A 21,675-nucleotide genomic window follows, 5' to 3' on the forward strand; every position below is an offset into this window, starting at 1 on the left:
GCAGCCTGCATCTGGCACAACTGGACCACCGGCGCCAAGATCAAACGATCCCTGATCGCCTACGACCACTAAGAACATCGGACTCAATCATCTAGGGGCTCAGGACATTTTCCTTTCTTTTTCAAGAGCGTCCCCGGAACCGATGCCCAGCCGTTCGTCGAGCCAGTCGAAGACGCGCTGCTCGAAGCGGGCGCGGCCCAGCGGTTCGCAGTGCAGGTGGGCGCCTTCGGCCTCCGTGAAGCGGATCAGTTCCCCGGGGCCCGGAAGCGCCTCGTGGAGGCGTGCCGACGCGCCGGGCCAGAAGTGTTCGCCCTCGGGGTCGGTGATGAGCAGCGGGGTGGTGATCCGGTGGGCCACCGGCAGCACGGTGTACCGGGAGACCTCGGTGAGGAGGTCGAAGGGCGACTCGATGCCGTACGGCTTGGCCCGCCAGCGCCACATCGCCCCCAGCGTGGGGGACTCCGCCATCGCCTCGTGCAGGAGGCGGTCGAAGGTCTCACGGTCGCCGGATTCCCACAGTGCGCGCAGCTCAGGGCCCAGATGCGGCCACCAGCTCGCCGCCACCTCGACGACCCCGGGATCGGCGACCGCGGCGGCGATGCGGTGCTCGAACGCGAGCGCGCGGGGCACCCAGTAACCGGCCTGGCTGATCCCGGCGAGGACCAGCCGCTCGGCGTCGACGTCGGCGCGCGCGGTCAGGAAGTCGACGACCGGCGTGATCACCTTCTCCCAGTCGGGGCGGAAGGGGACCCCGTGCTCGAACAGCAGGGACTGCTGGCCGGGGCCGTCGAACAGCAGGGCGCGGTACCCGCGGTCCACCGCGGGCGCGCCGAGCAGCGTCCAGGCGGCCGAGATCGGGCCGTCGCTGCCGTTGTTGACGATCACCGTCGGCAGCGCTCCCGTACGGTCCGGCGGGCCGAAAAGGTAGCCGGGCAGCGTGCGGTCCTCGTACGGGATGGTGACCGGCTCGGCCGGCGGGTCCCCTGCGGCCGCGAAACGGCCGAAGCAGGTGCGGTGCTCCGCGAAGAGCTCACGGAGCCGGGCCTCGGGGTCGGGGCAGGCATCGACGGCCGCCAGCGCCATGCCGAGGTATCCGGCCGCCCGGAGGTACCCGTCCCGCGCGCTGACCGCGCGCCCCTGGGCGGCGCACTTCTCCGCCCGTGCGCGGACCGTCCGGCCGAGTCCGCCCCAGGCGCGCACCCAGGCCTCGCCCTCGCTCGCGCCGTCGCCGTTCTCGTCGCCGTTCCCGTCGTCCGCGTCCGCGGTGAGGGTGGCAGCGGTGGACAGCACCTCACCCACGTCCGCGCCCCGGCGCCAGGCCGAGCCCAGCGCGAGCAGGATCTCGTAGTTGAACTGGTCGTTCGCGCTGAAGCGGTACGTCATACGGCCTCTCCCGTGACGGTGCGCGGCCCACCGAACCCTTCCGCCCCCACACGCTTTCTCCCAGCGGCGGAACCGTCCGTTCCACCAGCCTAGGAGCGGCCCCCGCACCCCGCCCGGCCCCGCCCCGTGCGTAGCGATCACCGCACTCTGCGCGACTTCGCCCCGCAGCCCCTGGCCTGGCATGATCGCGGGCATGGCTGAACGCGTGATCGCCGCCTGTGACGGCGCCTCCAAAGGAAACCCGGGACCCGCGGGCTGGGCCTGGGTGCTCGCCGATGACGGGGAGACCGTCGTCCGCTGGGAGGCCGGTCCCCTCGGCACCGCCACCAACAACGTCGCGGAGCTCACGGCACTGGAACGCCTGCTCACGGCCACCGACCCGGCCGTGCCGATGGAGATCCGGATGGACTCCCAGTACGCCATGAAGGCCGTCACCACCTGGCTGCCCGGCTGGAAGCGCAAGGGCTGGAAGACCGCCTCCGGCAAGCCTGTCGCCAACCAGGAACTCGTCGTCCGCATCGACGAACTGCTCGCCGGCCGCACGGTGGAATTCCGCTACGTGCCCGCGCACCAGGTGGACGGCGACCGGCTCAACGACTTCGCCGACCGCGCCGCCAGCCAGGCCGCGACCGTCCAGGAGGCCGCCGGCAGCGCCCTCGGGTCGCCGGAGCCGCCGGCCGCACCGGACAGCGTCCGCCCGGCCGGCACCCGTCGCCGCACCACCTCCGGGCCCGCGGCGAAGACGGCCTCCTCGCCGCGCCGCCGCCCCTCCGGGACTTCCGGCCGCACGCTCAAGGCGAAGTTCCCCGGCCGCTGCCGCTGCGGGCGCTCGTACGCGGCCGGGGAACCCATCGCGAAGAACCCGGACGGCTGGGGCCACCCGGACTGCCGCGACGGCGTGGGCGCGGCCGCGGACTGACCCGGCCGCCCTCCACCGGGCTCCGGTAGGCGAACCAGGGCAGGAAGAACTGGGTCGTCGGGCCGACCGCGAGCGCGTACAGCACGGTGCCGGCACCGACGCTGCCGCCGAGCAGCCGGCCCACGACGAGCACGGTGATCTCGATCAGCGTCCTGACCAGCCGGAGCGAACGCCCGCTGGCGGCGGACGCACCGGTCATCAGCCCGTCCCGCGGGCCGGGGCCGCACCGCGCACCGACGTAGACAGCGATGGCGAACGCGTTGAGCAGGACGCCGCCCGCGAGCAGGCCGATCCGGGCGGCGAGCCCGGGGTGCTCGGGGAGGAGCCGGAGGCCGAGGTCGGACGAGGCCGCCAGGACCACGATGTTGGCGAAGGTGCCGAACGTCGGCCGCTGCCGCAGGGGGATCCAGAGGAGCAGGACGAGCGCCCCCACGAGACCGGTCAGGGTGCCGAAGCTCAGGCCGGTGCGCTCCGCCAGCCCCTCGTTCAGCACGCTCCAGGGACTGAGGCCCAGCCCGGCCCGCACCATGAGCGCAAGGCTGCCTCCGTAGAGGGTGAGCCCGAGGAACAGCTGGGGCAGGCGCCGCGACGGGCGCTCACCGAGGGGGACGTAGGTGAGCGGGGGAGGGGACGGCAACGGGGGCGGTGAGGGAGGCACGGCCTCCTGATGACGACGGTCCGGGTCCATGGTGGTGATGCCTCTCTCCAGGCCAATGAGGCAACTCTGTAGAGTGATCGGCCCGGAGAACACGGCCAATTGCAGGGGAATGGTGTGGTGGACGCAGATCCGTCGCGTTCCGCGGCCGGGGCGCCCCGCCCGGGCCGGACCGTGGGGGCCCGGCAGCTCGCCGCGTTGCTGCCCGACCCGGCGGGGGCCCGGCCCGCCTACCGTCATCTCGCCCAGGCCATCAGCACGTTGGTCCTCGACGGCCGCATCGCCCTGCACACCAGACTCCCCGCCGAACGGGAACTGGCCGTCGCGCTCGGCACGAGCCGGACCACCGTCACCGCCGTGTACGACCTGCTGCGCGAGGGCGGCTACGCGCGCAGCCGGCAGGGTTCGGGCACCTGGACGGACCTGCCCGAGGGCCGCACCCCGCGCGGCATCGCACGGCTCCTCGGCCCGCAGGACACCGCGATCGACCTGGCCAGAGCCGCCCCCGGGCTGCCCGAGCAGACACTCGTCGACGCCCTGGCCGAGGTCGCCCCGCGACTGGCCGAGCACGCCCCCACTCCCGGCTACCACCCCTACGGCCTGCCGGAACTGCGCGCCGCCCTCGCCGAACGCTTCACCCGGCGTGGCCTGCCCACCCTCCCGGAACAGATCCTGGTGACGTCCGGCGCCCAGCACGCCCTCACCCTCGTCATCGGGCTGCTGTGCCGGCCCGGCGACCGGGTCATGGTGGAGAACCCGTCCTACCCCAACGCCCTGGAGGCGCTGCGTCGCGCCCAGGTCCGTACCGTGTCGGTCCCGGTGACCGACGAGGGCTGGGACATCGAGATCATCGAGTCCACACTGCATCAGACCGTGCCCCAACTGGCCTATCTGATACCGGACTTCCACAATCCGACCGGGTGTCTCATGCCCGAGCCGGACCGCGTCCGCACCCTGCGCGCGGCCGGGCGCTCCGGCACCTGGCTGGTCATCGACGAGACCCTGACCGATCTCGCCCTCGACGTTCCCGCCCCGCCGCCGTTCGCCTCACACGCCACGCCCGGCGGAACCGGCAAGGTCATCACCATCGGATCGATGAGCAAGACCCACTGGGGCGGTCTGCGCATCGGCTGGCTGCGGGCCCCCGCCCGGCTGGTCACCGAACTCGCCGGTCAGCGCGTCGCCACCGACATGGGCGGTTCCGTCGTGGACCAACTGCTGGCCCTCGCCCTGCTGGCGCGGGCCGCAGAGCTGCTGCCGCCCCGCCTGGAACAGCTGCGCCGGCAACGCGCCGCCCTCGCCGCGGCGCTGGCCGAGCACACCCCGCGGTGGACTTGGCGCCTGCCGCCCGGCGGCCTGTCGCTCTGGGCCGACCTGGGCGAGCCGGTCGCCTCGGCCCTGGCGGAACGGGCGCTGGAGCACGGCGTCCGGATCGAGGGCGGTGCCTACTTCGCCACCGACCCGGGCGTCTTCGAACAGCGCCTGCGCATTCCCTACACCACCCCGCCGGACACCCTGCGCGAGGCGGTGCGGCGCATGGCCACCGCCCTCGCCGCCGACCTCACGGTCCCGTCCGCCGCCCGTCGGCCCCACTGGGTGGCGTGAGCGCCGCCGCGGTGGCCCGTACGAAGCCCGTCGGATTGTCGAGCATGATGTTGTGCCCGCAGTCCGGGACGGCGACGACCCGCACCCCGGCCCGGGTGAGGGCGTCGGCGCCGGGAAGCGGGCCGTCGGCCTCCGGCAGGAGGTAGCTGCGCGGGATCGCCAGCGTCAGCAGCAGCTCCCGCATGGTCGGCGAGGTCCCGCGTACGAGGTGAGTGGCACTGCGGTGCAGCGCTTCCCGGCCGGCCAGGCGCATGGTGGACCACCAGTGCGCCCCCGCCCGCTCGCCGAACTCCGCCCAGCCGGAGGCCAGGAACTCCTCCTCGGAATACGAGGCGATGTCCCGGCTGCCCCCGGTGCCGCGCGCCGCCACGAGCGGATCGAGATTGGCGTCGACGAGCACCAGACGGGACACCAGCCGCGGATGCCGGGCGGCCAGCACGATGGCCACCGAACCGCCCATGCTGTGCGCGATCAGCTCCGCACCGGCGACCCCTGCCGACTCCAGGGCGGCGGCCAGGGCATCGGCGTGCGACTCCAGGGTGTAGTCGAAGTCCGTGGGGCGGTCGCTGATGCCGTGCCCGAGCAGATCGATGAGCAGGGAGCGGTGGCCGGCCAGCCGGGGGTGCACCGCCACCTCGGCGAAGTAAGGGAGCGACGCGGCGCCCAGTCCGTGCACATAGACCCGGCAGGGACCGGCCCCCGGACATTCCACCCACCGCATCCGGTCGCCCCCCGGCGTCACCACGGCACTCCGCACAACCTGCTCCCCTCGCAGCGTTTCCCTTGCCCGCGTCGCTCCACGCGGCGGGCACCGCAGGGCACCGCATGCCCGTGCACAAGGTCATTCTGCCGGGCCCCTGCCGCGCCGTTCCGGAAGGGCCCCGGGCCGCCCCGGGTACCCCGATCAGGCCAGTTCCGGCTGAATGGCCTGCTGAACCCGGCCCGTCCCGGGGACGATGGTGAACAGCGACGATGTTCCCGGCACCAGGAGCCCCCATGACCACGGACCGCCACGGGCACGTGATGAGCGACACCGGTACCGAAGCCCTCCGCCACTACGAACAGGCCCTGGACGACCTGCTGTTCTTCCGGCCGCGGGTGGCGGACTCGGCCCGGGCCGTGCTCGCCGACTCGCCGCGGTCGGTGATGGGCCAGGCCCTCGCCGCGTATCTGGGCGTGCTCGGCACCGAGGAGAAGGACGCGGCCGAGGCCCGTACGGCCTTCCACGGCTTCCTCGCCGGCCTGGACGAGGGGAGACTGACGCCCCGTGAGCGGATGCACCTCGCCGCCGCGACGACCTGGCTGGACGGCGACATGCACGGCGCCGGGCGGATCCTCGGCGACCTCACCGTGGCCTTCCCCCGCGACGTGCTCGCCCTCATCGCCGGGCACCAGCACGACTTCCTCACCGGCGACGCCCAGCGCCTGCGCGACCGGGTCGGCGGGGCGCTGGACTCCTGGGACGAGCAGGATCCGCACCACGGCCCGCTGCTCGGCATGTACGCCTTCGGCCTGGAGGAGTCCGGCCACTACGAACGCGCGGAGGAGACCGGTCTGGCCGCCCTCGCCCAGCACCCGGACGACGTCTGGGGCATCCACGGCGTCGCGCACACCTACGAGATGCGCGGACGCTTCGCCGACGGCATCCGCTTCCTGGACGACCGCACCGGCAACTGGTCCGGCGACACCCTCCTCACCGTCCACACCTGGTGGCACTACGCCCTCTTCACCCTGGAGACCGGCAACACGTCCCGGGTCCTGGAGATCTACGACGCGGCCCTGCACCACGACGGGTCCCCGGGCGCGGCGATGGAACTCCTGGACGCCGCCGCCCTGTTGTGGCGGCTCCATCTGGCGGGCGAGCAACAGGGCGCCCGCTGGGCCCGGCTCGCCGACGCCTGGGAGCGCCGCGCGGACGGTCCGCACTACGCCTTCAACGACGCCCATGCCGTCATGGCCTACGTCGGCGCCGACCGCATCGACCGGGCGGAGCGCCTCGTCAAGGACCGGGAGAACTGGGTGACTTCGGCCCCCGCGGTCTCCAACCGGTGGATGACCGCGGAGATCGGCCTGCCGGTCTGCCGCGCCCTGATCGCCTACGGCCGGCACGACCACGCCGCGGCCGTGGAACACCTGCTGCCCGTCCGCCACCGCCTCAACGACTTCGGCGGCAGCCACGCCCAGCGGGACGCCCTCCAGCGGACCCTGGTCGAGGCGGCCTTGCACGCGGGCCGTACCGACCTGGCCGGCACGCTGCTCAGCGAGCGCAGTAACCTGCGCCCGGTGTGCCCGTACAACTGGTCCGCCAAGGCCCGCCTCGCCGACCTGCTCGGCGACCCCGCCCGGGCGGCCGCCGCACGCCGGCGCGCCACGGACCAGGCAACGGACCAGGCAACGACCTGAGCCGCACGAGACCAGGGGCAAGAAGTCATGGACAAATTACTCAGGTGGCTGGTGTGGGCGATGGGAATCGCCTGTGTGGCGATCGGGGCCTTCCATCTCGTGCTGGGAATCGCCTCGGTACCGGGCGAGGGCTCGGCCGGCCCGACCGTGGACAGCCGGGAGCGGTTCTACAACGCGGTCTTCCTCGGGTACGGCCTGGCCTGGATCTGGGCGGCCCGGCAGTCACCGATCCCGGCGAAGGCGGTGCGCGCGCTCGCCGGGATCTTCCTGCTCGGCGGGCTCGGCCGGCTGCTCTCCCTCGCGGTGTACGGCCCGCCGCAGTGGTTCCAGGTCCCGCTGACCGTTCTGGAGCTCGTGCTGCCGCCGGTGTACTTCTGGCTGGCGGGCGCGGAGGAACGGGCTCTGGCGGCGACCGCCGAGGGGCGGAACCGGGCGGCGACCGGGAAGCCCTGACCGGCGACCGTGCCGGACGCCTGACAGAACAGATTTTCGAATCGCTCGGTACGCTGGAGGCATGGGCACGCAACTCCAGGGCTCGCTCTTCGACCAGACCGACGAGATCCGACTCGGCCCGCTGTACGGCATACGCCGGACCGAGCTCGGCGACGGGGCCTGGATCGATCTGCTGCCCGGCTGGCTGAGCGGCGCGGACGCCCTGTTCGTACGGCTCGCCACCGACGTTCCCTGGCAGGCCGAGCGCCGCCAGATGTACGACCACGTCGTGGACGTCCCGCGACTGCTCGCCTTCTACCAGGCCGACGACCCGCTGCCGCACCCCGTCCTCACCGAGGCCAGGGACGCGCTCTCCGCCCACTACACCGACGAACTGGGCGAACCGTTCACCACGGCCGGGCTCTGCTACTACCGCGACGGCCGGGACAGCGTGGCCTGGCACGGCGATCGCACCGGCCGCGGCAGCCGGGCGGACACCATGGTCGCCATCCTGTCCGTGGGCGCGCCGCGGGACCTGCTGCTCCGGCCGCGTCGCGGCGGCAGCAGCGTCCGGCGGCCGCTCGGGCACGGCGATCTGATCGTCATGGGCGGCTCCTGCCAGCGGACGTGGGAGCACGCGATACCCAAGAGCACCCGGGCGGTCGGACCGCGGATCAGCATCCAGTTCCGGCCGCACGGTGTCCGCTGACCGGCCGGCCCGCCCGATGGCCGGCGACGCTGCCCGTGCCCGGCCGGCGACCCCGTTTTCACGACAACTTCCGCCGCGCGCTGACCGAAATGCGCCCCTCGGGCAACGTGGGTGCCGTCCTATCGGTCCTACCGCGCGGACTTCATCCTTCACCTTCCTTTGGGGGCAGAAATGCGACGGTTGGCGACAGCGGCCACGGTGGTCGTCCTGACGGGCGCCGGGGTGCTCGGGACGGCCGGAATGGCCGGCGCCGCGACCGGCCCGGCGGGCACGCACAGCACGGTCACCGCCTGCACGACGAACTGGGGGAGCCTCGACAAGTCGGCGACCGACGCGAGCGCCCAGCCGCTGAAGAACATCACCACCAGCCAGAACACCTGCTACGACCGCATGGTCTTCGACCTCGGCGGCGCCACCGGCAAGGTCGGCTACCACGTCGGCTATGTCGACGCCTTCCACCAGGACGGATCCGGCGAGAAGATACCGGTCCAGGGCGGTGCCATCCTCCAGGTCTACGTCTCCGCGCCGAGCTACGACCCGACGACCGGCAAGCAGACCTACGCCGGGACGGCCGGCAAGCCGCTGCCGGGCGTGAACATCAGCGGATACCGCACCTTCAAGGACACCCGCTTCGGGACGAGCTTCGAGGGCCAGACGCAGATCGGCCTCGGTGTCCGGGCCAAGCTCCCGTTCCGGGTGCAGCAGTCCGGCAACCAGCTCATCGTGGACGTCGCCCACACCTGGTGAGCCGGTCCCGGGCGGTGATGCGGTGACGCACGCTCCGCCAAGCGGACCCGGGTCGGCGCGGCCCGGGTCTGGCCACCGGGGCGTACGGGCATATATGCCTGTGCTGAGGCCCGTGCGCCTGCCGGTGCGGGTGTGGCGGGCCCCCGGGATCCGCGGAAGGAGCGGTGGCGATGGAACGGACCACGTGCTGTGTGGTGGGCGGCGGTCCCGCCGGAATGGTCCTCGGCCTGCTGCTGGCCCGGGCCGGCGTGGAGGTCACCGTCCTGGAGAAGCACGGCGACTTCCTGCGCGACTTCCGCGGCGACACCGTGCACCCCTCGACGCTGGCGCTGCTGGACGACCTCGGCCTGGGCAAGCGGTTCGCGGCCCTGCCGCAACGCCGGGTGACGAGCGTTCAGCTGCCCCTCGGGCCGGGCCGTTCGCTGGTCACCGTCGGCGACATCGGGGCGCTGCCGGGCAGGTTCAACTACATCGCGATGGTGCCGCAGTGGGACCTGCTCGACCTCCTGGTGGACGAGGCCCGGCAGGAGCCGTCGTTCTCCGTCCGGATGAACACCGAGGCGACGTCGTTCCTCATGGAACGGGGCCGAGTCACCGGCGTGCGGTACCGGACGTCCGACGGGCGGACCGGGGAGCTGCGGGCCACCCTCACCGTGGCCTGCGACGGCCGCGGCTCGCTGGCCCGGATGCTGCCCGAACTGGGGCTGGAGGAGTTCGCCTGCCCGATGGACGCCTGGTGGTTCCGGCTGCCGCGACGGGACGGCGATCCGCACGGGCTCGTGGGCGGCGTCGGCGACCGCTTCCTCACCGCCATGATCGACCGTGGCGAGTACTGGCAGTGCGCCGGACTCATCCCCAAGGGAACCGACCCCGAACGCCGCGCCGCCGGCCTGGACGCGTTCATGGGCCAGTTCACCCGGGCCGTTCCCTGGCTCGCCGACCGGGCGCACGCCGTGCAGTCCTGGGACGAGGTCAAACTGCTCGACGTACGCCTCGACCGGCTGCGGCGCTGGCACCGGCCGGGGCTGCTGTGCATCGGTGACGCCGCGCACGCGATGTCACCCGTCTTCGGCATCGGCATCAACCTCGCCGTGGAGGACGCGGTGGCCGCCGCACGGTACCTCGTCGAACCGCTGCGCGCCGGGGCGGTGGGCCTGCGGGACGTGCGCGGTGTCCAGCGCCGCCGGTGGCCGACGACGGTGCTCACCCAGGGCCTGCAACGGGTGGCGCACACCCGGGTCATCGAGCCGGTGCTGACCGGCCGGCCGCCGTTCGGCAACCCGCGGCGCGCCGAGCGGCTGGCCGAACTGCTCACCAGGTCACGCTGGTTGAACCGGGTGCCGGCGTACTTCCTCGCCTACGGCGCCCTGCGGGAACGCCCGCCGGCCGCCTCGGTGCGCTGACCGGCCCGCCGCACCGGCCGGTTCGTCGGTCCCGAAAAGCGTTTGACGTCTGCCGCCGCCCGGCGGTCGGATGACGCCCCATGAGCAGCACAGGGCAGATCCCTCCCGGCCGGTACCCGCTCGACGACGACCTCGTGGGGCGGCTGATCGCCGGGCAGTTCCCGCACTGGGCGGGGCTGGCGCTGGAGCGGTTTCCGTCCGGTGGCACGGTCAACGCCATGTACCGGCTCGGCGACGACATGGTCGTACGGCTGCCGCTGGTGCAGGGCGGGGCCCCGGACGTCTCGACGGAGCAGGAGTGGCTGCCCCGCCTTGCGCCGCTGCTCCCCACCGTCATCCCCGAGGTGCTCGCGGCCGGGCAGCCCGCCGAGGGATATCCATGGCCGTGGTCGGTGTACCGGTGGCTGACGGGGGAGAACCCCGAGGCGGGCGCGTTGAGCGAGCCGGTGCCGCTGGCCAGGGATCTGGCCGGGTTCGTGGCGGCGATGCGGAGCCTCACCTTCCGCGGGGCGCCGGCGGCCTACCGCGGCGGGCCGCTCGCCTCGCTCGACACACAGACCCGGTCGGCGATCGAGGCACTGCGCGGGATCCCGGAGGAGGCCGTGGACTGCGATGCGGTGGCCGCCGTATGGGAGGACGCGCTGCGGACCCCGCACTGGGACGGGCCGCCGGTCTGGCTGCACGCCGATCTGATGCCGGGCAATCTCCTGGTGACCGGCGGCCGGCTGACCTCCGTGATCGACTTCGGATGCATGGGGGTGGGCGATCCGGCCTGCGACCTGTTCCCGGCGTGGAACCTGCTGCCGGCCGACGCCCGGAAGGTCTTCCGCGAGGCGCTGGACGTGGACGAGGCGACCTGGATCCGCGGCCGGGCCCGGACGCTCTCCCAGGCGCTGATCGCGCTGCCGTACTACCGGCGGACCAACCCGACGATGGCGCGCAACGCCCGGCATGTGATCCGGGCGGTGCTGGGGGAGGGCTGAGGTTTCTGAGGTGGACTGGGCTTTCTGGGCGAGGCTGAGGTTCCTCAGCCCTCCTCCACGCCGTCGTCGGGCACCCAGCGCAGCACATCACCCGGCTGGCACCGGAGCGTGCGGCAGATCGCGTCGAGGGTGGTGAACCGCACGGCCTTCGCGCGGCCGTTCTTCAACACGGCGACGTTGGCGGGCGTGATGCCCACGGCAGCGGCGAACTCGCCGACGGACATGTTGTGTTGGGCGAGCTGCACTTCGAGGTCGACGATGATCGCCATCAGACCACCTCGGCCATCTCGGTCTGCAGATCCGTCGCCTTGCGCAGGAGGCTGCGCAGGACGACGACGAGCATGGCGAACGCCGCCCCCACGCCGACGCTCGCGAGCGCGGCGCCCAGGGCCCCGATGACCCGCATGCCGTCATCGGGCGAAGGGATCTCGGCCAGGGCCAGATGCCCGCTCACCCCGAGCGCCAGCAGCGTCGCCACGACCGACGCTCCGATGATGGTGTCGACCCAGCGGAAGGCCAGCGGACTGAAGAGCGCATCGCGTCGGACCATGGCGAGCAGCATCCACACCGCGACGAGCGCGACTTGGACGCAGCCGACGCCGACGATGGCGACCGTCACGTACGGCGTGGCGAACGGGGCGTAGGGCGGGAAGCGGTCGACCTCATCGGCCGCCGTCGTCGGGATGACCACGATCTGACCGAAGAGGCCGACGAGGATCGCCGCGGCGATGCCGGCTCGGAGCGCGAGGATGAAGAAGCGATGCATCTATCGATTGTCGATAGTTTTCGATCGAAAATCAATCGATGAGGGCTCCGGCCCCGTCGAGGATGCGGCGCAGGCCGAACGCGAACTGGTCGTCCGGGCCGACGCGCCGCTCTCCACGACCTCGCGGATGTACGGGCCCACGCTGGCCTGCCACTGCTCCTCGGTCAGGGCTCCGGCGGCGTGCTCGACCCCCGCCCGAGGACGGCCGCTCCTGGTACGTCCTCGCTCAGCGCCGACGCCCCGTAGGGGCCGCCGACCACCCATCCCTCCAACGGCCCACCTCCACCTGCCCCGCTCCCCGTCCCGCGGTAGACAGGAACGACGAGCCAACGCCCGCCGCGCGCATGCCGTCACCGCACGCATGCGCCGCACACGACGCACACGCCGCGGACGTGCCGGGCCTTGAGGGTGAGAGGAGTGACAGCGGACGGATGAACGTCGTCGTCGACCTCAATCGCTGTCAGGGTTACGCGCAGTGCGCCTTCCTCGCCCCCGAGGTGTTCATGATGCACGGCGAGGAGGCCCTGCTGTACCGCCCGGTCGTCCCGGAAGGGCAGCAGGAACGCGTGCTGCGCGCGGCCGCCGCCTGCCCGGTGCAGGCCATCCTCGTGGGAGAGGAGGCCGGTACCGGTGAACGGTGACCCACGCGACGGCCGGATCGTCATCGTCGGCGCCTCGCTCGCCGGTCTGCGGGCCGCCGAGACGCTGCGCGACGAGGGCTTCGCCGGCTCGCTGACCCTGATCGGCGAGGAGGCCCAGCCGCCGTACGACCGGCCGCCGCTGTCCAAGCAGGTGCTGCTCGGCCGGGTCTCCGCGGCCGACACCGGACTGCCGCGGCGTCGCCCGGTGGACGCGCACTGGCGGCTCGGCGTACGGGCCACCGGGCTCGATCCGCTGGGCAAACGCGTCCTGCTCGCCGACGGCACGGAGGAGCCCTACGACCGGCTGCTGATCGCCACCGGAACCCGGGCCCGGCCCTGGCCGAATCCGGAAGAGGCCGCCCTGGAAGGGGTGTTCACCCTCCGCACGAGCGGGGACGCGGCCGGGCTCGCGGCACGGCTGGACGCCGGGCCGCGCCGCGTCCTGGTCATCGGCGCCGGCTTCACCGGCTCGGAGATCGCGTCCGGCTGCATCGAGCGGGGCCTCGCGGTGACCGTCGCCGAACGCGGACCGGCGCCGCTCGTCGGCGCGCTCGGCGGCACGCTGGGCGCCCTCGCCGCCAAGCTGCAGCGCGCACACGGCGTCGATCTGCGCTGCGGTGTGACGGTCACCGCCCTGGAGAGCGACCGCGCCGGCCGGCTCATCGGCGCCCGGTTCTCCGACGGGACGCGGATCGACGCCGATGTCGCCGTGGTCGCCCTGGGCGCGATCCGCAACACCGAGTGGGTGGCCGAATCCGGCCTCGCCGCCGGACCGCGCGGGGTCACCTGCGACGCGGGCTGCCGGGCGTTCGACATGTACGGCATCGTCACCGACGACGTCTTCGCCGCCGGCGACGTCGCGCGCTTCCCGCACCCGCTCTTCGAGTACCAGCTGCTGTCCCTGGAACACTGGGGCAACGCGGTCGCCCAGGCCGAGGTGGCCGCCCACAACATGGTCAACCCCGGACCGCGCCGGCGTCCGCACCTGACCGTCCCGGCGTTCTGGTCCAGCCAGTTCGGCCTGAACATCAAGTCCGTCGGCGTCCCCACCTTCTCCGACCAGGTGGTCATCGCCCAGGGCTCCCTCAAAGACCTCCGGTTGGTCGCCGTCTACGGATACCGGGGGCGGGTCACCGCCGCGGTGAGCGTCAACCACGCCAAATCGCTGGAGTACTACCAGCGCCTGATCGAGACCGCGGCGCCCTTCCCGCCCCCGCCGGGCGCCGCCGACCAGGCCGAGTCCCCGGCCCCGGTCCCGTCCGACGTCCCCGACCCCAAGGTGCTCTCGCACGGCCCGACCGTCGCCCTCACCGGCCATCTGCCCGACCGTCGCCTGACCCTGGTCCAACCGGGCCGCTGAGACCACGGACGGACCACCGTCCCCCACCGCGTGAGGAGCCCCGCCCATGGCCGCGGACCCCGAGACCCTCTTCGAGCGGATCACGGACTACGCCAGCCGGCCCGACCCCTACCCGCTCTACGCCGAGCTGCGCGAGCACGCCGCGGCCCGGCAGCGGGACGGCAGCTACCTGGTCGGGCGCTACCACGACATCACCGCCCTGCTGCACGACCCGCGGATCAGCTCCGACCGCCGGCAACGCACCGAACCCGACGAGGTGGGGGACGCGGAGCAGGGCATGCCGCCGTCCTTCATCGGCATGGACGACCCCGAGCACCACCGGCTGCGCAGCCTCGCCATGCGCTCCTTCGGGCCGCCCCACAATCCGGGCCGGATCGACGCCCTGCACGGCGAGATCACCCGCCTCGTCCAGGAACTGCTCGCCCAGCTCCGGACCAAGGACCGCATCGACCTCGTCGACGAATTCGCCTATCCGCTCCCGGTCACCGTGATCTGCCGGCTGCTGGGCGTACCGACCGAGGACGAGCCGACGTTCCGCGGCTGGTCGGACGCGATCGTCTCCGGCTTCGACCCCACCCCGGGCGTGGACCCCGCCGAACGGCAGCGCGCGGCCGCCGACGCCCGCCGGGCCATGGGTCTCTACCTCGGTGAACTCGCCGCATCACGCCGGGACAGCCCCGGCGACGACATGCTCTCCGCATTCGCCACCGACCCGGGGCCCGACCACGGCGGGTTCAACCAGCTCGAAATCATGACGACCGCGGTGCTGCTGCTCATCGCCGGCCACGAGACGACCGTCAACCTGATCACCAACGGCATGCTGACCCTGCTGCGCCGCCCCGAGGCGCTGGAACGCCTCCGCAACGACCCCGGTCTGATGCCCCGGGCGGTCGAGGAACTCCTGCGCTACGAGCCGCCGGTGCAGATGCTGCCGCAGCGCACCCCGCTCGCCGACATCGAGGTCGACGGCGTCACCGTCCCGCGCGGCGCCCCGCTGATCCTCGTGCTCGCGTCCGGCAGCCGCGACCCGCGGCGGTTCCCCGACCCGGACCGTTTCGACCCGGGCCGCGAGGACAACCAGCACCTCGGCTTCGGGGGCGGGATCCACAGCTGCTTCGGCGCGCCGCTGGCCCGGCTGGAGGCCCAGGCCGCACTCACCGCCCTCGTCCAGCACCTCGCCAACCCCCGGCTCGTCGAGGACCCGCCCCCGTACCGCCGCAGTCCCGTCCTGCGCGGCCCCCGGCACCTGCTGATCGACCACGACCGGGCAGGTGGCTGAGGGACGCGCAGAACGGGGCGGAAAACCGGGAGGCGAGACCGGAGGACAATTCAGCCGGCCGTCACGCGGCCGTTCCGGAGTGCGTCATCCGGCCGTGCCGAAGTCCTGCGTCCAGTAATTCCCGGGCTGGGCGAGGCCGACACCGAGCTCCTTGAAGGAGCAGTCGAGGATATTGCGCTTGTGGCCGGGGCTGTCCATCCAGCCCTTCATCACGCTTTCCGGCGAGGAATATCCGTAGGCGACGTTCTCGCCGTACGCGCTCCAGTCGTATCCGGCGCGGGTGATCCGCTGGCCGGGGTCCGATCCGTCGGAACCGGTGTGGGACATGTTCCGGTGCGCGGCCATGTCCTTGCTGTGGTCCTGCGCGGCCTTCGTCAGCTTCGCATTGAGCTTCAGCGGGGAACAACCGGCCTTGCTGCGCTCGCTGTTGACCAGCTTCAGGATGCTGGCCGCCGTGCCCGAGGTCGGTGCGGTGCTGGGTGCCGCGCTGCTGGGTGCGGCGCTGCTCGGCGCCGCGCTCGGCGAGGCGGCGGTCTTGGCGGTGGTTCCCGCGCTCGGCTTGGTGTGCCAGCCGGCGCTTCCCGAGTGGTGGTGATGGGCGGCCCCGTGCCACTTCCCGTGGCCCCAGTGGTTTCCGTGGCCCCAATGGCCTTCGTCCGGTCCGTTCAGGCATGCCATGGCGGCGGTCGGCACGGCGAGTGCGCTGACGGCCAGGGCGCCGATGGCTATCTTCCGGTAATGCCTCGTCCGGCGGTGCTTCGTCATTGATGACCTCACTCGGTAATGGGGTTCGTCATTTTTGGAAAGCCTCGGCACACAAGCAAGGAAAGGCGGAGGGCTTGGCTACTAAAGCGCTTAGTAGCACCTCCCGGCCCTTGTCGTCGGCGGTGAGGTGTGCTGCCCGGTACCGGCAATTGCCGGGAATGCCTGTCACACCGTCAGAATTGCCGTCATGCTCGTGCCGTGGGGACGAAAGGGCGACGGGACGCATACCGTCCGCGGATCAGCGGGGAATCGTCACCTCAAGGCGGACAAATCCCCTATGTCGGTGGAAGGCCTTGCTACTAAGCGGACTAGTGGGAGTCACGGGAGGTTATGGCGGATGTCACAGGGCGGTGTCGGCGAAGGCGGCGGTCAGCTCTTCGGTGACCGCCCGGGCGCCCGGCGAGACCCACCGCCTGCGGTGCCGGACGAGCTGTACGGGCACGGGCGGGGCCTCGGGCCCGTGCACGGCGGCCAGTCGGCCGTCCGCCAGCTGCCCCTCGACCGTCACCTGCGGCAGCAGCGTCAACCCCAGGCCGGCCGCCACGCAGGACCGGGCGGCATCGATGCTGCCGAACCGGGTGATTCCAGGACGAGTTCCCGGTGCGCCCTGCAGGGCACGGACCAGCCGGTCGCTGTAGGAGCAGCCCTCCTCGTGGACGAAGAAGCTCTCCCGGGCCAGCTCCTCCCAGCCGGCCGTCCGCCCGGCGAGCGGATGGTCCGGTGCCGCGACGTACGTGAGCGGCAGCTCGGCGATCCGGTGGGCCAGCAGATCGCTCTCGTCCACCTCCGGCTCCAGCACCAGGACCAGATCGAGCCGGCCGCTGCGCAGCCCGTCCATCGCCGCCGCCGTCCCGACCGCGTTCAGATGGACCTCCAGCCCGGGATGGGCGCGCCGCAGGGCGGCGATCACCGACGGCAGCCGCGAGGCGCACAGCGAGTCCGCCGCCCCGATCGTGACCCGGCCCGCCACGGTCCCGCTCGCCGCGTCCCCGTGCCATGCCGAGGCCGTCGCCCGCAGCCTCGCCACCGCGTCGAGCACCGCCTCGGCCTCCTCCAGCAGCCGCAGCCCGGCGGCGGTCGGGACGGTCCCCGACGGCAACCGGTCGAACAGCGGCGTCCCCAACTCCTTCTCCAGGGTGCGGATATGGACCGTGACCGTGGACTGCGCGAGATGCAGGGCGCGGGCCGCCGCGGTGAAGCTGCCCGCCCGCGCCAGCGCCACGAACGATTCCAGAAGCCGGGTCTCCATCCCTCCACGCTATCGCGATGTCCGATGTGGTCCAGCAAGATTTATCGTTGGACGCGATGGCGGTGTCGGTGACACGGTGAACCCATGACGAACCACACGACCTCCGCCCCCGCCCCCCACACCCACCCCGCCGCCCCCGCGGACGTCGAGGTGCTGCGCTACTCCGCCTTCACCACCGACCCCTCGGGCGGCAACCCGGCCGGCGTGGTGCTCGACGCCGAGGCCCTCGACGACGCCCGCATGCTGGCCATCGCCGCCGAGGTCGGATACTCCGAAACCGCCTTCGTCACCGCGCACGACACCGCCGCCCGCCGCTACCGCCTGCGCTACTTCAGCCCCCTCGCCGAGGTCGCCTTCTGCGGCCACGCCACCATCGCCACGGCGGTCGCCCTCGCCTCCCGGACCGGCACCGGAGACCTGGTCTTCGACACCCCGGCGGGGGAGATCCGGGTGTCCACCACCGCGCAGGACGGCTCCGTGCGGGCCACCCTCACCAGCGTGCCCGCCCACTCCCGCCCGGCCGGCGACGCCCTCGTCGACACCGTGCTGCGGGCGCTGGACTGGAGCCGGGACGACCTGGACCCCCAACTCCCGCCGCACATCGCCTTCGGCGGCAACGACCACCTCGTCCTGGCCGTCCGCAGCCGGGCGCGGCTGGCCGCCCTCGACTACGACTTCGACGCCCTGGACGACCTCATGCGGCAGCACGGCTGGACCACGGTGCACCTGGTGCAGCGCCAAGCACCGGACCGCCTCGACTTCCACGCCCGCGACCCCTTCCCGGTCGGCGGCGTCGTCGAAGACCCGGCGACCGGCGCCGCCGCCGCGGCCTTCGGCGGCTATCTGCGCACCCTCGGCCTGATCACCGAGCCGGTGCGGGTCCACCTCCGCCAGGGCGAGGACATGGGCCGCCCCAGCGACCTGTACGTCGACATCGACCCCGACGACGCACGGATCAAGGTGACCGGCGCGGCCGTTCCGCTCCCGGAATAACCGCGGACGCCGGCAGGAATGCGCCCCGGCACCACCGGCGTTACGGATCATGCGGACGGCCTCCCGCCGTCCGCACCGCCGTTCAGCCGGCGGCGTCCCTGCAAGGAAAGGCAGTCATGAGCGCATCCTCGTCGTCCGGTGGAGTCACCGTCCGGTATGTGGGCGGCCCCACGGCACTCCTGGAGATCGCCGGGGTGCGGCTGCTGACCGACCCCACCTTCGACCCGCCCGGTGACTACCCCATAGGCGAGCGGAAGTTGGTCAAGACGGCGGGCGCCGCGCTGTCCCCGGAGGAGGTCGGCCCGGTCGACGCGGTGCTGCTCTCGCACGACCACCACCCCGACAACCTCGACCGCGCCGGCCGGGCGTACATCGCCCAGGCACCGCTGGTCCTGTCCACCGCCGCCGCGCGCGAACGGCTCGGCGACCCGGTCCGGGCGCTCGCCGACGGTGAGCGGATCACCCTGCCGCGCCCGGACGGCGGCACCCTCACCCTCACCGGCGTCCCCGCGCAGCACGGCCCCGACGGCACCGAGCACCTGGTCGGCGAGGTCACCGGTTTCGTGGTGTCCGGCGCCGGGCTGCCGACGGTGTACGTCAGCGGCGACAACGCCTCGCTCGACGTGGTCCGGGCGATCGCCGAGCGGTTCGGGCCGTTCGACGTGGCGCTGCTGTTCGCCGGCGGCGCGCAGACCCCGCTGCTCGGCGACGCCTACCTCACCCTCTCCAGCGAGCGGGCCGCCGAGGCCGCCGGCATCCTCGGCGCCCGCCAGGTGGTGCCCCTGCACTTCGAGCACTGGGGCCACTTCACCCAGGGCGGCGACTCGTTGGTCGAGGCCTTCCGGCGGGCCGGCATCGAGGACCGGCTGCGGCTGCCCGAGCCGGGGGAGCAGATCCGGTTGTGACCGTCCGGGCCGGCCGGCGCGTCAGGCCCGCGGGCCGGTGTTCCGGCCGGCCACCGGCACGTCCAGCGGCCGGGCGATGCCCACCACGTTCTCGTCCAGCCGCTGCAGATGCCGCAGCACGCGGAAGGTGACCGTCCCCGACCGCAGTGCCGGGGAGTCGCTCGCCTCCAGCATCGCGGCGATGCTGGCCCCGCCCTCCACCTCGCCCTCGACCGGCTCGTCCCGCACCCGCGCGGCGATCAGATCCAGGTTCCGCCCGATGCGCTTCCCGGCCAGCGCGAGCCGCGGATCGGCCGCGATGGTCCTGCTGTACGGCACGAGCTCGGCCGTCGCGGCCAGCGACCGGGCGTGATACGCGCAGGTCTCCAGCAGCGCCACCAGATACTGCGCGGTCTGCCGCCGCACCCGCAGCGGCGTGATCGGATGCGTCAACGGCCGGGTGGAGGCGCGCAGTTCGTCCAGCGCGGTGTCCAGATCACGGGCCAGGCCCAGCAGGTCGACGGCGGGACCACCGCTGAGCTGCTCGACCGCCGCGGACACCACCTCCCGCAGCCGCACCAGCACCGTGTCCAGGTGCTCGTCCGTACGCCGGTCGGTGTGGATCGGCAGCACCAGCACCGCGGCGATGATCCCGCAGACCGCGCCCAGCGCCGTCTCCTCGATGCGCAGCACCAGCACGGACAGGCTGTAGGTGTCGAGGAGGGTGTAGAGCAGACCGAGCATCGCCGTGACGAAGAACGACATCAGCGCGTACGACAGCGGCGCGGTGAAGAACATGCCGAAGATGCACACCAGCACCAGGGCGAACGCGGTCCAGGTGTGGTTGCCGACCAGTCCCGCCAGCGCGACACCGGCGACCACCCCGAAGACCGTGCCCACCAGCCTGCGGTAGCCCTTCACCAGGATCTCGCCCGTCGACGAGGTGTTGAGGAAGACCACCCAGCAGGTCAGCACCGCCCAGTACCAGCGCTGGCTGGACAGGAACTCCCCGCCGACGATGGCCAGCGCCGAGCCCACCGCGACCTGGAAGGCGGCCCGGGTGGTGGGCCGCTGCAACCCGGTGCGGTCGTCCTCGGGCTCGCCCTCCTCGCCCGTCCCGGCCCCGACGATCGCGAGGTCCTCGGCGTCGAACTCCTCCCGCGAGCGCGTGGTGGCCGGCGAGTCGTCGGACTCGTCCTGCGGCCCGTCCAGCGCCAGCCGCAGACCCAGCACGGCGCGCGCGGCCTCACCGATACCGCGGAAGGCGTCCTGGACGGCCGGCGAGGCCGGCGGCAGCTTGTCCTCGTCCCGGTAGCCGAGCAGCCGGTTGCGCACATGCGCCAGCGCCGTACCGCGGTCGTCCGGCGCACGCCGCGCCACCAGCAGGTTCAGCGCCTCCAGATCGCGGCGCAGCCTGGTGTGCACATCGCCCCCGGTTTCCAGCACGCTCACGGAGGTGGGCACCGGAGCGTGCGGGAGGTGCAGGGTGAGGGTGTCCGCGCGTTCGGCGCTGCGGGCGTTGAGCAGCAGCATCCCCAGCCGCTCGGCGGCGATCTCGGCATCCGCGACGCGGCGCTGCAGCAGCCCGGCCGTGGTCTCGTCCGGGGTGCCCTCCTCCAGGCGGCCCTGGATCATCAGCGCCGCCTCGTGCAGCCGCGCGGTGTCCCGGCGCAGATCGTCGAGGACGTCGTCCAACTGCCCGGGCTCGGCGTCCATGAGGGCGAGATGGGTGCCCACCAGCTGCGCCAGCCGCGCCCGGAAGGCGGCGCGCAGCCGGGCGAGGGTGCGCTGCGGGGTCTCCGGAACGACGGTGAACCGTACGACCGCGCTGCACGCGAAGGCGACGGCCAGCGTCAGCGCCAGCTGCGGCAGGGCCGGCACGGTGGCCCGCACGAACAGCGACACGAAGTAGACCTGGAACCCGACCAGTCCGAGCGCCGTGCCACGGTCACCGAACCGGCGCGCGTACACGGCACCGAAGATCAGCGCCAGGAAGGACAGATCGCCGGCGATGACGCTGGCGTGCAGCAGCGCTCCGAGGGACATCGCGGCGAGCGCGACGGGCAGTCCCAGCGCCAGCGTGACCGCCTGGCCCCGCACCTCCTTCTCCCGGATCGCGAAGGTCGCCGCCATCGCCGTCATCGCGCCCGCGACCATCAGGGTGACCCCGGTGTGGAGCAGCGCCAGGACGATCAGCGTGAGCAGGATCGCCCCCACCGTCCGCAGTCCCGCCATCAACCGCAGCAGCCCGGGATCGGAGGCCGCAAAGCGGTCCCACGTACCGGTCACAGCCCGTCGTATCGCTGACATCACGCCGCTCTACACTCCCGTTCCTCGCCCTGAGCAGGGACGTCTCAGCATCCCATGGCGGTTTTCCGGGGCCCCGGCCGGTCGGCGGCCGGATCCGGAAGACGGAGAAACGGGCGAATTGCGCTGTCCCGCGCGTGAGTGCGGTACGGCGTCGAATGCCCGCCCGGTGCCGTCGAATTCCCGCGGCCG

At 72.8% G+C, this 21,675-nt stretch carries 20 protein-coding genes and 1 pseudogene; 13 read left to right on the forward strand and 8 right to left on the reverse strand.

What is annotated here, in order from left to right; all coding sequences use genetic code 11:
* Positions 1 to 99: 99 nt before the first annotated feature.
* Positions 100 to 1,383, reverse strand: a complete 1,284-nt coding sequence (locus AB0G35_RS32920) for a dipeptidyl aminopeptidase (protein ID WP_360957087.1) — start codon at positions 1,381 to 1,383, stop codon at positions 100 to 102.
* 181 nt (positions 1,384 to 1,564) lie between these two features.
* On the opposite strand from AB0G35_RS32920, the gene AB0G35_RS32925 reads away from it, so the two are divergent.
* On the forward strand, positions 1,565 to 2,302 hold the full coding sequence (locus AB0G35_RS32925; RefSeq protein ID WP_360957090.1) for a ribonuclease H: 738 nt from the start codon (positions 1,565 to 1,567) through the stop codon (positions 2,300 to 2,302).
* 25 nt (positions 2,303 to 2,327) lie between these two features.
* Here the strand turns inward: AB0G35_RS32925 and AB0G35_RS32930 are convergent.
* A pseudogene (locus AB0G35_RS32930) lies at positions 2,328 to 2,990 on the reverse strand (hypothetical protein); the annotation flags it as partial.
* An 84-nt stretch (positions 2,991 to 3,074) separates the two neighbouring features.
* On the opposite strand from AB0G35_RS32930, the gene AB0G35_RS32935 reads away from it, so the two are divergent.
* Positions 3,075 to 4,562, forward strand: a complete 1,488-nt coding sequence (locus tag AB0G35_RS32935; protein ID WP_360957093.1) for a PLP-dependent aminotransferase family protein — start codon at positions 3,075 to 3,077, stop codon at positions 4,560 to 4,562.
* Here the strand turns inward: AB0G35_RS32935 and AB0G35_RS32940 are convergent.
* On the reverse strand, positions 4,519 to 5,319 hold the full coding sequence (locus tag AB0G35_RS32940; protein ID WP_360957096.1) for an alpha/beta hydrolase: 801 nt from the start codon (positions 5,317 to 5,319) through the stop codon (positions 4,519 to 4,521). The genes AB0G35_RS32935 and AB0G35_RS32940 overlap by 44 nt on opposite strands.
* A gap of 239 nt (positions 5,320 to 5,558) precedes the next feature.
* Between AB0G35_RS32940 and AB0G35_RS32945 the strand changes: the two genes are divergently transcribed.
* The 6 genes from AB0G35_RS32945 (at position 5,559) to AB0G35_RS32970 (ending at position 11,239) form a co-directional block, all read left to right on the forward strand.
* Positions 5,559 to 6,965 carry a tetratricopeptide repeat protein gene (locus AB0G35_RS32945; protein ID WP_360957099.1) on the forward strand — a complete coding sequence of 469 codons (1,407 nt, stop codon included), beginning with the start codon at positions 5,559 to 5,561 and terminating at the stop codon, positions 6,963 to 6,965.
* 27 nt (positions 6,966 to 6,992) lie between these two features.
* Entirely contained in the window at positions 6,993 to 7,418 is a 426-nt protein-coding gene (locus AB0G35_RS32950; RefSeq protein WP_360957101.1) for a DUF4345 domain-containing protein, read from the forward strand.
* Between the two features lie 61 nt (positions 7,419 to 7,479).
* Entirely contained in the window at positions 7,480 to 8,106 is a 627-nt protein-coding gene (locus AB0G35_RS32955) for an alpha-ketoglutarate-dependent dioxygenase AlkB (protein WP_360957104.1), read from the forward strand.
* 171 nt (positions 8,107 to 8,277) lie between these two features.
* Positions 8,278 to 8,853 carry a hypothetical protein gene (locus tag AB0G35_RS32960; RefSeq protein ID WP_360957107.1) on the forward strand — a complete coding sequence of 192 codons (576 nt, stop codon included), beginning with the start codon at positions 8,278 to 8,280 and terminating at the stop codon, positions 8,851 to 8,853.
* Positions 8,854 to 9,023: 170 nt separating this feature from the next.
* On the forward strand, positions 9,024 to 10,256 hold the full coding sequence (locus tag AB0G35_RS32965) for an FAD-dependent oxidoreductase (protein ID WP_360957110.1): 1,233 nt from the start codon (positions 9,024 to 9,026) through the stop codon (positions 10,254 to 10,256).
* An 80-nt stretch (positions 10,257 to 10,336) separates the two neighbouring features.
* Positions 10,337 to 11,239 (forward strand): aminoglycoside phosphotransferase family protein, encoded by a 903-nt coding sequence (locus AB0G35_RS32970; RefSeq protein ID WP_360957113.1) that lies wholly within the window; start codon positions 10,337 to 10,339, stop codon positions 11,237 to 11,239.
* 44 nt (positions 11,240 to 11,283) lie between these two features.
* On the opposite strand, the gene AB0G35_RS32975 is transcribed toward AB0G35_RS32970, so the two are convergent.
* Both AB0G35_RS32975 and AB0G35_RS32980 read right to left on the reverse strand, forming a co-directional pair.
* Complete coding sequence (locus AB0G35_RS32975) at positions 11,284 to 11,508, reverse strand: helix-turn-helix transcriptional regulator (protein WP_360957116.1); 225 nt, start codon at positions 11,506 to 11,508, stop codon at positions 11,284 to 11,286.
* Positions 11,508 to 12,005 (reverse strand): DUF2975 domain-containing protein, encoded by a 498-nt coding sequence (locus tag AB0G35_RS32980; RefSeq protein WP_360957119.1) that lies wholly within the window; start codon positions 12,003 to 12,005, stop codon positions 11,508 to 11,510. Before AB0G35_RS32980 ends, AB0G35_RS32975 begins: the two co-directional genes overlap by 1 nt.
* Positions 12,006 to 12,436: 431 nt before the next feature.
* On the opposite strand from AB0G35_RS32980, the gene AB0G35_RS32985 reads away from it, so the two are divergent.
* The 3 genes from AB0G35_RS32985 to AB0G35_RS32995 are packed head-to-tail and all read left to right on the forward strand — an operon-like array spanning position 12,437 to position 15,285.
* On the forward strand, positions 12,437 to 12,646 hold the full coding sequence (locus AB0G35_RS32985) for a ferredoxin (RefSeq protein ID WP_360957122.1): 210 nt from the start codon (positions 12,437 to 12,439) through the stop codon (positions 12,644 to 12,646).
* The gene (locus AB0G35_RS32990) at positions 12,636 to 14,006 is read left to right on the forward strand and encodes an FAD-dependent oxidoreductase (RefSeq protein ID WP_360957125.1); all 1,371 of its coding nucleotides are present in this window, start codon (positions 12,636 to 12,638) and stop codon (positions 14,004 to 14,006) included. Before AB0G35_RS32985 ends, AB0G35_RS32990 begins: the two co-directional genes overlap by 11 nt.
* A 46-nt stretch (positions 14,007 to 14,052) precedes the next feature.
* Positions 14,053 to 15,285 (forward strand): cytochrome P450, encoded by a 1,233-nt coding sequence (locus AB0G35_RS32995; RefSeq protein WP_360957128.1) that lies wholly within the window; start codon positions 14,053 to 14,055, stop codon positions 15,283 to 15,285.
* Between the two features lie 84 nt (positions 15,286 to 15,369).
* Here AB0G35_RS32995 and AB0G35_RS33000 read toward each other — a convergent pair whose 3' ends face one another.
* Entirely contained in the window at positions 15,370 to 16,050 is a 681-nt protein-coding gene (locus AB0G35_RS33000; RefSeq protein WP_360957130.1) for a CAP domain-containing protein, read from the reverse strand.
* Positions 16,051 to 16,390: 340 nt separating this feature from the next.
* Positions 16,391 to 17,299 (reverse strand): LysR family transcriptional regulator, encoded by a 909-nt coding sequence (locus AB0G35_RS33005; RefSeq protein ID WP_360957133.1) that lies wholly within the window; start codon positions 17,297 to 17,299, stop codon positions 16,391 to 16,393.
* Between the two features lie 84 nt (positions 17,300 to 17,383).
* Here AB0G35_RS33005 and AB0G35_RS33010 point away from each other — a divergent pair, with 84 nt between their 5' ends.
* Both AB0G35_RS33010 and AB0G35_RS33015 read left to right on the forward strand, forming a co-directional pair.
* A complete protein-coding gene (locus AB0G35_RS33010; protein WP_360957135.1) occupies positions 17,384 to 18,292 on the forward strand; it encodes a PhzF family phenazine biosynthesis isomerase in 909 nt (302 codons plus the stop codon).
* Positions 18,293 to 18,408: 116 nt separating this feature from the next.
* A complete protein-coding gene (locus AB0G35_RS33015) occupies positions 18,409 to 19,197 on the forward strand; it encodes an MBL fold metallo-hydrolase (protein WP_360957138.1) in 789 nt (262 codons plus the stop codon).
* Positions 19,198 to 19,218: 21 nt separating this feature from the next.
* Here AB0G35_RS33015 and AB0G35_RS33020 read toward each other — a convergent pair whose 3' ends face one another.
* On the reverse strand, positions 19,219 to 21,486 hold the full coding sequence (locus AB0G35_RS33020) for an FUSC family protein (RefSeq protein WP_360957141.1): 2,268 nt from the start codon (positions 21,484 to 21,486) through the stop codon (positions 19,219 to 19,221).
* Positions 21,487 to 21,675 lie beyond the last annotated feature (189 nt).

Origin of the sequence: Streptomyces sp. NPDC021749, from assembly GCF_040640655.1 — a bacterium.
In the GTDB taxonomy this organism is placed as follows: domain Bacteria; phylum Actinomycetota; class Actinomycetes; order Streptomycetales; family Streptomycetaceae; genus Streptomyces.